This window comes from Actinomycetota bacterium (assembly GCA_005774595.1).
Lineage (GTDB): Bacteria > Actinomycetota > Coriobacteriia > Anaerosomatales > D1FN1-002 > D1FN1-002.
Genome location: VAUM01000007.1, coordinates 1 through 10,519, shown reverse-complemented (window position 1 = coordinate 10,519; position 10,519 = coordinate 1). Strand labels below are relative to the sequence as shown.

9 protein-coding genes and 1 pseudogene (1 of these 10 cut by a window edge) are annotated in these 10,519 nt (G+C 70.5%); all 10 read left to right on the top strand.

Annotated features, from left to right (window positions below; translation table 11 throughout):
* Positions 1–1,798 (top strand): annotated as a pseudogene (locus tag FDZ70_00820) (FAD-dependent oxidoreductase) (it extends 221 nt beyond the left edge of the window).
* Entirely contained in the window at positions 1,786–2,439 is a 654-nt protein-coding gene (locus FDZ70_00815) for a hypothetical protein (GenBank protein ID TLM80410.1), read from the top strand. The pseudogene FDZ70_00820 and the gene FDZ70_00815 overlap by 13 nt, the downstream one beginning before the upstream one ends.
* Positions 2,436–3,320, top strand: a complete 885-nt coding sequence (locus FDZ70_00810; protein ID TLM80409.1) for a 5,10-methylenetetrahydrofolate reductase — start codon at positions 2,436–2,438, stop codon at positions 3,318–3,320. Before FDZ70_00815 ends, FDZ70_00810 begins: the two co-directional genes overlap by 4 nt.
* Entirely contained in the window at positions 3,317–4,096 is a 780-nt protein-coding gene (locus FDZ70_00805; protein ID TLM80408.1) for a carbon monoxide dehydrogenase, read from the top strand. Before FDZ70_00810 ends, FDZ70_00805 begins: the two co-directional genes overlap by 4 nt.
* Before the next feature lie 17 nt (positions 4,097–4,113).
* A complete protein-coding gene (locus tag FDZ70_00800; protein TLM80407.1) occupies positions 4,114–4,938 on the top strand; it encodes a dihydropteroate synthase DHPS in 825 nt (274 codons plus the stop codon).
* Between the two features lie 91 nt (positions 4,939–5,029).
* Positions 5,030–5,554 carry an NADH-quinone oxidoreductase subunit NuoE gene (nuoE, locus tag FDZ70_00795; GenBank protein TLM80419.1) on the top strand — a complete coding sequence of 175 codons (525 nt, stop codon included), beginning with the start codon at positions 5,030–5,032 and terminating at the stop codon, positions 5,552–5,554.
* Between the two features lie 38 nt (positions 5,555–5,592).
* Positions 5,593–7,377 (top strand): NADH-quinone oxidoreductase subunit NuoF, encoded by a 1,785-nt coding sequence (locus tag FDZ70_00790; protein ID TLM80418.1) that lies wholly within the window; start codon positions 5,593–5,595, stop codon positions 7,375–7,377.
* Positions 7,378–7,394: 17 nt separating this feature from the next.
* Entirely contained in the window at positions 7,395–7,826 is a 432-nt protein-coding gene (locus FDZ70_00785; GenBank protein ID TLM80406.1) for a CBS domain-containing protein, read from the top strand.
* Between the two features lie 12 nt (positions 7,827–7,838).
* A complete protein-coding gene (locus FDZ70_00780) occupies positions 7,839–8,921 on the top strand; it encodes a 2Fe-2S iron-sulfur cluster binding domain-containing protein (GenBank protein TLM80405.1) in 1,083 nt (360 codons plus the stop codon).
* A gap of 12 nt (positions 8,922–8,933) precedes the next feature.
* Positions 8,934–10,519 (top strand): formate dehydrogenase subunit alpha (locus FDZ70_00775; GenBank protein ID TLM80404.1); only part of this gene is annotated, 1,586 nt, incomplete at its 3' end.

Below are 10,519 nucleotides of genomic sequence, written 5' to 3'. Positions count from 1 at the left end.
GCCATGCGAGGATGGTTGCCGTCGCTGCCTGCTCGACGAGCCGGTGGCGATCGCGGCGCTGAAGCGCGCGGCGGCCGACCACGGGGTCTACCCGACCCCGCGCCGACCGAAGCGGATGAGGCCCGAACAGGTCGCCGTCGTCGGGGGAGGACCGGCTGGCCTCACCGCCGCGTACGACCTCGCGACGCTCGGCATCAACGTCACCGTCTACGAGGCGAAGCCGAAGCTCGGCGGCATGCTGCGCTACGGCATCCCGAGCTACCGTCTGCCCGACGAGGCGCTCGACCGCGACGTCGACTTCATCGTCGGACACGGCGTCGAGGTGCACACGGGCGTGCGCGTCGGGCGCGACATCACCATGGACGAACTGTGCGCGCGCCACGACGCCGTGCTCGTGACGACCGGTCTGCAGGGCAGCCGCGTGCTGCCGATACCCGGCGCCGAGCGCCCCGGGGTGCTCGCCGCGCTCCCCTTCCTCGAGGCGGCCGCGAGCGGCGAGCGTCCGCAGGTGGGCGAGCGCGTCGTGGTCGTCGGCGGCGGCAACGTAGCCGTCGACGTCGCGCGCACGGCGCGCCGGCTGCACGCGCGCGAGGTCACGATGGTGTGCCTCGAGAGTCGCGAGGAGATGCCGGCGTCCGCCCACGAGCTCCACGAGGCGGAGAACGAGGGCATCCGGATACAGCCGGCCCTGGGCCCTCGCGAGGTGCTCGGCGAGACGGCCGTCACCGGGCTGCGCATGGTGCGGTGCACGTCAGTCTTCGACGCCGAGAAGCGGTTCGCGCCGAGGTTCGACGAGTCACAAGAGACCATCATCGAGGCCGACACTGTGATCTTCGCCGTCGGGCAGTCCGCCGACATGGCCGACCTCGGCGTGCCGCTCACGGAACGCGGCGTCCCGCTCCGCAACGTGCACACCCTGCGCGCCGGGACCGAGCGCGTCTACATCGCCGGCGACTGCGTGTGCGGCCCGACCCGCGTCATCGACGCGATCGGCGAGGGGCATCGGGCATCGGCGGTCATCTACCGCGACCTGACCGGTGACGACCGTCCGCTGCTGTCGCTCGATTCCGACGCGGTCGCGATCGACAAGGTGCCCGAGCACGTCGCGCACAAGTTGGAGCCGAAGCGCCGCATCCAGATGGAGCGGCTCGAGTTCTACGACGCGTGTCGCACCTTCGACGAGGTCGAGTCCGGCTACACGCAGTACGAGGCCGCCCGTGAGGCGCAGCGCTGCCTGTCGTGTACCACGGGAGCGCGCCTCACGCGCGAGAAGTGCGCGGCATGCCTCACCTGCGTGCGCGTGTGCCCTCACGACGTCCCGAGCATCCAGGCGGGCGGCTACCTCTACTTCGACCTGGACGCGTGCCACGCGTGCGGCGCCTGCGTGTCGCAGTGCCCAGCACTGGCACTCAGCCTCGAGGGCACCTCCGAGGCGGAGATGTCGCGCCGGATGCACCGCGCCCTCGAGGGTCACACCGTCAACACGACGCTCGCCTTCCGATGCGGGAGCGCGCCCGGCGGGTTCCTGCACCTCGGCCGGGAGGCCCGCACGCTCACGCAGTCCTGCCTGCTGAGCGTCAGTGAGCGCACCGTGCTCGAAGCGCTCCAGTCCGGCGCCGCGCGCGTGCTGTTCGCAGCCTGCGACCCCGCGACATGCCGCTTCCCTCACGCGCAGGGACTCGTCGCGCTCCGCGCAGAGCGCATCCGCGAGTGCCTGTCACAGCTCGGCATGGAGGACGCGTTCGAGGTCGTTCCTGTCGAACCGCTCGAAGGTGAGTACCTGCCATGGTCGTCGTGAGCCCCAAGCGGCTGGACGAGATCGTGCGCATGCTCGCGGGGCACACGCGCGTGCTCCTGCTCGGCTGCAACACGTGCGCCGCCGTCGCGCTCGCGGGCGGCGACCGCGAGGTCGAGACGATGATCCAGAGCCTCAGGCTCGCGACATCGCGCCGCGGCATGACCATCGGATTCATCGGCGGCGTGCTGCAACGCCAGTGCGAGCCCGAGTACATCGACGCGATGGAGGCCGAGGAGTACGACGCGATCCTGTCGCTCGGCTGCGGCGCAGGCGTGGCGATGCTCGCCGCCGAGTCGGACGTCCCCGTCTACCCCGCGCTGAACACGCTCTTCATCGGCGCCGCGCAGGGATTCGCCTCGTGGCGGGCGGAGTGCTCGGCGTGCGGCACTTGCGTGCTCGGAGACACCGCCGGCATCTGCCCGGTCACCCGGTGCGCAAAGGGCATCATGGACGGCCCCTGCGGTGGCGTGAACGAGGGGCAGTGCGAGCTGGGTGACAGGCCGTGCGCCTGGGTCGAGATCCACGAGCGGCTCGAGGCCCAGGGACGCGTCGAGATGTTCGCGCGCGAGCACCCGCCCAAGGACGACTCCTTGGGCAAGCTCGCCGGGCTCGACCTCTCCGGACCGGGCGGCGCGCCATGAGCCTGAGCGACGCCTTCGGCAGCGGCCGGTTCGTCGTCACGTCGGAGGTCGGGCCACCGAAGGGCACCGACGTGGCTGAGATGCTCGCGACCGCCGAGATGCTGCGCGCGCACGTGGACGCGTTGAACGTCACCGACAACCAGGCAGCGGTCATGCGCCTGTGCACGCTGTCCGCGTGTGCGCACCTCGCCACGGCCGGCCACGAGGTCGTCTACCAGGTCACCTGCCGGGACCGCAACCGCCTCGCGCTCCAGTCCGACCTGCTCGGTGCGGCCTCGTTCGGCATCACCAACGTGCTCGCACTGACCGGCGACCACACGCGTGTGGGTGACCACCCGGGCGCCAAAGCGGTCTTCGACCTCGAGTCCGTGCAGCTGCTCCGGGTCATCCAGACGCTGAACGCGGGCGCCGACATGGCGGACAAGGCGTTGCACGGTACGCCGGGGTTCTTCGCCGGGGCCGTGGTGACCCCGGACTCCGTCCCGCTCGCCCCGCAGCTCGCCAGATTCGAGAAGAAGGTCGCCGCGGGGGCCCGCTACTTCCAGACGCAGGCGGTCTACGACCTCGCGTCGTTCGAGCGGTTCATGGAGGTCGCGCGCCGCTTCGATGTCAAGGTGCTCGCCGGCATCGTCGTGCTGCGCTCAGCTCGCATGGCGTCGTTCATGAACGCCAACCTCCCTGGCATCACCGTGCCCGAGCGGATCGTCGCCGAGCTCGCCGCCTCCGAGGACGCGGCGGCCACCGGCGTCGAGATCGCCGCGCGCTTCATCCGCGGTGCGCGCGACATGTGCGACGGCGTGCACATCATGGCCATCGGCGCCGAGCACCTCGCGCCCCGCGTGCTGGCCGAGGCCGGCCTTGCCCGAAAGGTGCCCGCGTGAAGATCGCCATCTCCGGCAAGGGTGGCGTGGGCAAGACGACGCTGTCTTCCGGTCTCGCTCGGCTGTGGGCCGATGAGGGCCGCCATGTCGTGGCCATCGACGCCGACCCGGACGCGAACCTCGCCGTGGCGCTCGGCGCCGACGCCGCCACCGACGCGGCGTGCGTCCCGCTCTCGCACTGGGACGACCTCATCGAGGAGCGCACCGGCGCACGCCCCGGCACCGGCGGTATGTTCAGGCTGAACCCCGACGTCTCCGACGTCGTCGAGACCTGCGGCATGGAGATCGATGGCGTGACGCTGCTCAAGATGGGGACGGTGGAGCGCGGCGGGACGGGCTGCATGTGCTCCGAGGGGACCTTCCTCAAGGCCTTCATGCACCACTTGCTGGTGCAGCGCGACGATGTCGCGATCCTCGACATGGAGGCCGGCATCGAGCACCTCGGCCGAGGCACGGCGGACTCTGTCGACGTGTTCGTCGTGGTCGTCGAGCCGGGCAGCCGCAGCGTGCAGACCGCCGAGACCGTCCGCGCGTTGGCCGCCGACATCGGAGTGCGCGACGTCGTCGCCGTCGGCAACAAGGTGCGCGGGGAGGCCGACGTCGCCTACCTGCGCGACGCGCTCGGCGACGTGCCGCTCGTAGGTACCCTGCCCGAGAGCGAGGGCGTGCGCGCCGCCGACCGCGAGGGCACGAGCCCGTACGGGACCGACGAGACGTTCACCCAGGCGCTGCGTGCGATCGCGCGCGCCCTCGAGGACCGCATCCGCGACCACTGACCCCGGAGGAGAGACACATGCTGGTCATCGGTGAGAAAGTCAACATCATGAGCAAGACCATCGGCACCGCGATGCGCGAACGCGACGCCGGGCCCGTGCGGGAGATGGCCGTCCGGCAGGTCGAGGGCGGCGCCGACGTGCTCGACGTCAACCTCGGCCCGGCCACCAAGGGTGGCCCCGAGATGATGGAGTGGGTCGTCGGGGTCGTGCAGGAGGCCGTACCCGACACCCGGTTGTGCCTCGACACCATGAATCCGGAGGCGATGGAGTCGGGTCTGAAGGTCTGCACGCTCCAGCCGATCATCAACTCGACCTCCGCCGAGCGCGCGCGTCTCGAGACGTTCCTCCCGATGGCCAAGACATACGAGGCCGAGATCATCGGCCTGTGCATGACCGAGAAGGGCGTCTCGCGCGACGCTTCCGAGCGCGTCGAGTCCGCGAGTGTGATCATGATGGCGCTCATGGAGTACGACATCCCGCTGGACCGGCTCTACCTCGACCCGCTGCTGTTGCCGGTCGCGGTGGCGCAGCAGCAGGCCATGGAAGCCACCGAGGCGATCGCGATGTTCAAGCACCTCAACGACCCGCCCTTGAAGAGCGTTGTCGGCCTTTCCAACATCTACAATGGGTGCCCGGAGCACGTGAAGTCGCCGCTGGCCGCCGCGCTGCTCGCGCTGCTGCTGCCCGCCGGCCTCGACGCGGCCATCATGGACCCGAACGACGACCTGCAGATGGGTGTGGCGCGCACGGCTCCGGAGGCGCTGGCCCTGGACGAGACCGTCGAGAAGTCCCTGGCGGTCCTGCGCAACGAGACCCTCTACTGCGACTCCTACCTCGACTAGCCAAGACCACGAAGAGGCGCGAGTGACCGGGACCGGGACGAGCAAGGCATGCTGCAAGGAGCGTGAGAGCGACACACTCGATCTCACGGACATCCTCGCGCGCCATGCGCAGGACCCCGGCGCGTTGATCGCGGTCCTCCAAGACGTCCAGAAGGCGTTCGGCTACCTGCCGCGAGAGGCGCTGCGCGAGATCGCGGCGGCCCGCCGCACGCCGCTCTCCCACGTCTACGGTGTGGCCACGTTCTACTCGCAATTCCACCTGCGCCCGCGTGGGAGGCGCATCGTGCGCATCTGCCACGGCACCGCCTGCCACGTACGCGGCGCGCCCGAGGTCACGCACATCATCACCGAGGAGCTCGGCGCCAAGATCGGCGAGACGACGGAGGACAGGGCGTTCACGCTCGAGTCGGTGGCGTGCGTGGGCTGCTGCGGCTTGGCACCGGTCATGCTCGTCGACGACGACACCTACGGGATGCTCGACATCTCCGAGGCCCGCCGCATCGCGATGCGCCTGCGCGACGAGGCTGCCATCGCCCGCGGCGAGGTACCGCCCTCCGCCGAGAGCGCCGTCGAGACCACCGGCGACGATGCCCCCGCCGAGGAGCCCGCGCCGTGACCGCCCGCGCGCCCGTCGAGGTCCTCGCCGGCGAGGGCATCGTCACGATCCGCGTCTGCACCGGGTCGGGTTGCGCGATGCAGGGCTCGCTCGCGGTGGCCGAGCGCTTCGAGGTCGCGGCCGACCACGCCGGCATCGCCGACCGCGTCCGCGTCGTGCGCACCGGCTGCCACGGCCTGTGCGAGCGCGGCCCGATCGTCATCGTGGGCGAGAACGACGTGTTCTACCCGCTCGTTACCGAGGAGATGGCGACCGCGATCATCGAGCACGTCGCCGCGACCGGCGAGCTGGTCGTCGACGGATTCCTCTTCCGCTCGCCCGAGACCGGCGAGCCCATCACGGCCTACGCCGACGTGCCGTTCAACGCCGCCCAGCATCGCCTGGTGCTGGGCCGGTGCGGACACGTCGATCCCGAGGACATCGACGACGCGCTCGCACTCGGCGCGTACGAGGGCCTGAAGCGCGTGCTCGCAACCTTCGAGCCCGACGCGCTCGTGGAGGAGATGAAGGCCTCGGGCCTGCGCGGCCGCGGCGGCGCGGGCTTCCTCACCGGCCAGAAGTGGCTGTTCACGCGCGCGGCGCCGGGAGAGGTCAAGTACGTCATCTGCAACGCCGATGAGGGCGACCCCGGCGCGTTCATGGACCGCAGCGTCATCGAGGGCGACCCGCACAGCGTGCTCGAGGGCATGGCCGTGGCGGCCTACGCGATCGGCGCCCACGAGGGCTACGTGTACGTGCGTGCCGAGTACCCGCTCGCGGTCCGGCGCCTGCGCCGCGCCATCGAGTCTGCGCGCGAGCGCGGGTTCCTGGGCGAAGACATCCTCGGCAGCGGGTTCGGCTTCGACGTGCGGATCAAGGAGGGCGCGGGGGCGTTCGTGTGCGGCGAGGAGACCGCGCTCATGGCCTCGATCGCGGGCGACCGCGGCATGCCGCGCGTGCGCCCGCCGTTCCCCGCCACCAGCGGGCTGTGGGGCAAGCCGACCTGCATCAACAACGTCGAGACGCTCGCCAACGTCTCCTGGATCGCCATGCACGGCGCTGAGGAGTACGCCGCACTCGGCACGAGCGACAGCCGCGGGACGAAGGTCTTCGCGCTCACCGGCAAGGTGCGCTACTCCGGCCTTGTCGAGGTGCCCATGGGCATGACCGTGCGCGAGCTGGTCTTCGACATCGGCGGCGGCGGGCAGGAGGGCTGCACGGTCAAGGCGGTCCAGATCGGCGGGCCGTCCGGCGGGTGCCTGCCCGTCGAGTTGTTCGACACGCCGATCGAGTACGGCGCGCTGGCTTCGGTGGGCGCCATCGTGGGCTCGGGCGGCATGGTCGTGGTCGACGAGCACACGTGCATGGTGGACTTCGCCCGCTACTTCCTCTCGTTCACGCAGGACGAGAGTTGCGGCAAGTGCGTGCCGTGCCGCATCGGCACCAAGCGCATGCTCGAGCTCGTCACTCGGATCACCGAGGGGCGCGGCGCCGACGGCGACATCGAGAAGCTCGAGCGCCTCGCGCGCGACGTGCAACGCGCGTCGCTGTGCGCCCTCGGAGGAACGGCGCCCAACCCGGTGCTGACCACCATCCGCTACTTCCGCGAGGAGTACGAGGAGCACATCCGCGAGAAGCGCTGCCGCGCGGGAAGCTGCAAGGAGCTGTCCCGCTACGTCATCGACGCCGAGCTGTGCAAGGGCTGTGCGGTGTGCAAGAAGCACTGCCCGGTCGGCGCCATCTGGGGCAAGGTCAAGGAACCCCACGACATCAGCCAGGACCGCTGCATCAAGTGCGGCGCCTGCGCCGAGCACTGCCCGTTCGACGCGATCAGCAAGGTCTAGGAGCGAGGGAGACGGCCATGAAGGTGCGTGACCTGATGACGCCGAGGGTGGTCTCGATCTCAGGCGATGCGACGGTCGCCGAGGCGGCGGCCAAGATGCGCGACCAGAAGGTCGGATCCGTGCTGGTCACCGAGGATGACAAGCTGATCGGGATGGTGACGGACCGCCAGATCACCCACACCGCCGTGGCCGACGGGCGCGATCCCAAGCAGGTCGAGGTGCGCGAGGTGATGTTCGACGAGTTCGTGCCGCTCGAGCCGGACATGGAGCTCAGCGTCGCTGTGAAGATGCAGCGCGAGCTCGCGGTGCGGCGCCTGCCGGTGGTGGAGAACGGCGTGCCGGTGGGCATCCTGTCGGTCTCAGACATCGCGGCGTTCGCCAAGGAGCTCATCGACTGCGTGCTGGTCGAGGGCGAGGTGCGCCAGAAGCGCGCCCGGGGCTGGGAGTAGCGGAGACGCCGAGTGGCTGAGACCACGACACCTGCGGGTGCGATCACGCTGACCGTCGACGGCCGCGAGGTCTCGGCGCGCGCCGGGATGACCGTGCTCGAGGTCTGCCGGGAGGAGGGCATCGACATCCCGACCTTGTGCCACGACCCGCGCCTCGAGCCGTACGGCGGATGCCGCCTGTGCTTGGTCAAGGTCGAGGGGATGCGCGGCTTCCCCACCGCGTGCACCACCGCGGCGGCCGACGGGATGGTCGTCACCACCTCGGATGATGAGATAGAGGAACTGCGGCGCTCGGTGGTGGAGCTCATCATCTCCGACCACGAGCTGCGCTGCCTCTCGTGCGACTCGGCGGGCGCCTGCGCGCTGCAGGACATCGCGTACCGCTACGGCATCGAGGAATCGCCGTATGCGGGCGAGCGCCACCGCGTCTGGGAGGGCGCCGACGACGACCTGCTGATCGAGCGCGACTACACCAAGTGCATCTCCTGCGGGCGCTGCGTGCGCATCTGCCACGAGGTGCAGGGTTGCGACGTGTACGGCTACACCGACCGCGGCTTCGAGGCGATCCCGAACACCCCGTACGCCGCCTCGCTGCTGCATGCCGGCTGCGAGTTCTGCGGGCAGTGCGTCTCCACCTGTCCGGTGGGCGCTCTGACCGACAAGAGGAGCCGCTACCAGGGCCGCACGTGGGAGTCGAGCGTCACCTACTCCACCTGCGGCTTCTGCGGCGTGGGCTGCACGATCGGCTACCGCGTCAAGGACGGTCACGTGATCGGCGCCGAGGCGCCGCTGGACCGCGGCGTCAATCGCGGCAACACCTGCGCGAAGGGCCGCTACGGCTGGAGCTTCGTGCACTCGCCCGAGCGCCTGACCACGCCGCTCGTGCGTCGCGACGGCGAGCTGAAGCCCGCCACGTGGGACGAGGCGCTCGCCGAGGTCGCGGCCGGCCTCGCCCACGCGCGCGACGGGCACGGCGCGGATGCGGTGGCCGGGCTGGCCAGCGCCAAGTGCACGAACGAGGAGAACTACCTGTTCCAGAAGCTCATGCGGGCGGTGATCGGCACGCACAACGTCGACCACTGCGCCCGTCTTTGACACAGCTCGACGGTGGCCGGTCTGGCCGCCTCATTCGGGTCCGGAGCGATGACGAACTCGGTGGCCGACCTGGGCGCTGCCGACGTCATCCTGGTCGTCGGCTCGAACACCACCGAGGCACACCCCATCGTCGGGATCGAGCTGAAGCGCGCCGCGCTGCGCGGGACAAGGATCATCGTTGTCGACCCGCGTCGCATCCGGCTGGTGGATCACGCCGAGCAGTGGCTGCGCGTAGCGCCGGGCACCAACATCGCGCTGGTCAACGCCATGATGCGCATCATCCTCGACGAGGGCCTGGCCGACGACGCGTTCATCGCCGAGCGCACCGAGGGCTTCGAGGAACTCCGCGCGCTGCTGGAAGACTACGACCTCGAGGCCGCCGCCGAGACCTGTGGCACGCCGCTGGAGCAGATCCGCGATGCGGCGCTCGCGTACGGCTCGGCCGAGAGCGCGGCGATCGTCTACTGCATGGGCATCACCCAGCACGACACCGGCACCGCGCAAGTGCGCTCGCTGGCCAACCTCGCGATGCTGACCGGGAACATCGGCCGCCCCGGCACCGGCGTGAACCCGCTGCGCGGCCAGAACAACGTGCAGGGCGCCTGCGACCTCGCCTGCCTGCCGAACGTGCTGCCGGGATACCACCCCGTGACCGACGCTGGGCACGTCGCCCGCTTCACCGAGTACTGGGCGAGCGAGCTCGAGCTGCCCGCCGAGGCGGGCCTCACCGTCGTGGAGATGATGGACGCCGCGACCGACGGACGCCTGCACGCGATGTACGTGATGGGCGAGAACCCGGTGCTCTCCGACCCCGACCAGGCGCACGTGCGCGACGCCCTCGACGCCCTCGACTTCCTCGTGGTGGCCGACATCTTCTTCACCGAGACGTGCGAGTACGCCGACGTCGTGCTGCCGGCCGCAGCCTTCCTCGAGAAGGAGGGCACGTTCACCAACACCGACCGGCGCATCCAGCGCGTGCGCAAGGTCGTCGACACGCCAGGCGAGGCGCTGACCGATCTCGAGATCGTCACGCGCGTGGCAGGTGCGCTCGGCGCCGGCTGGCAGCCGTACGAGGCCCACGAGGTGATGGCCGAGATGGCGGCGATCACGCCACAGTACGGCGGTGTGACCTACGAGCGGCTCGACGCCGAGGGCGGCCTGCAGTGGCCCTGCCCGAGCGCCGATCACCCCGGCACGCCGATCCTGCACACGGAGTCCTTCACGCGCGGCAAGGGCGCGTTCGCGGCCGTCGACCACGCACCCGCCGCCGAGCAGCCCGACGAGGGGATGCCGTTCGTGCTCTCCACCGGGCGACACCTGTGGAACTTCCACACGAACACGATGACCGGCCGAGCGCCGGGACTGGCCGAGCTCAACCCGACCGGCTACGCGGAGGTCTCTCCCGAGGACGCAGCGCGGTTGTGTGTCTGTGAAGGCGAGATGCTCGAGATCACGAGCCGTCGAGGCACCGTGCGCGCGCCCGCGAGGATCGTGGAGGGCACGAGGCCGGGGGTGGTGTTCATGCCGTTCCACTTCGCGGATGCACCGGCCAACGCGCTGACGACCGGCGAGCACCTCGACCCGGCAGCGCGTTGGCC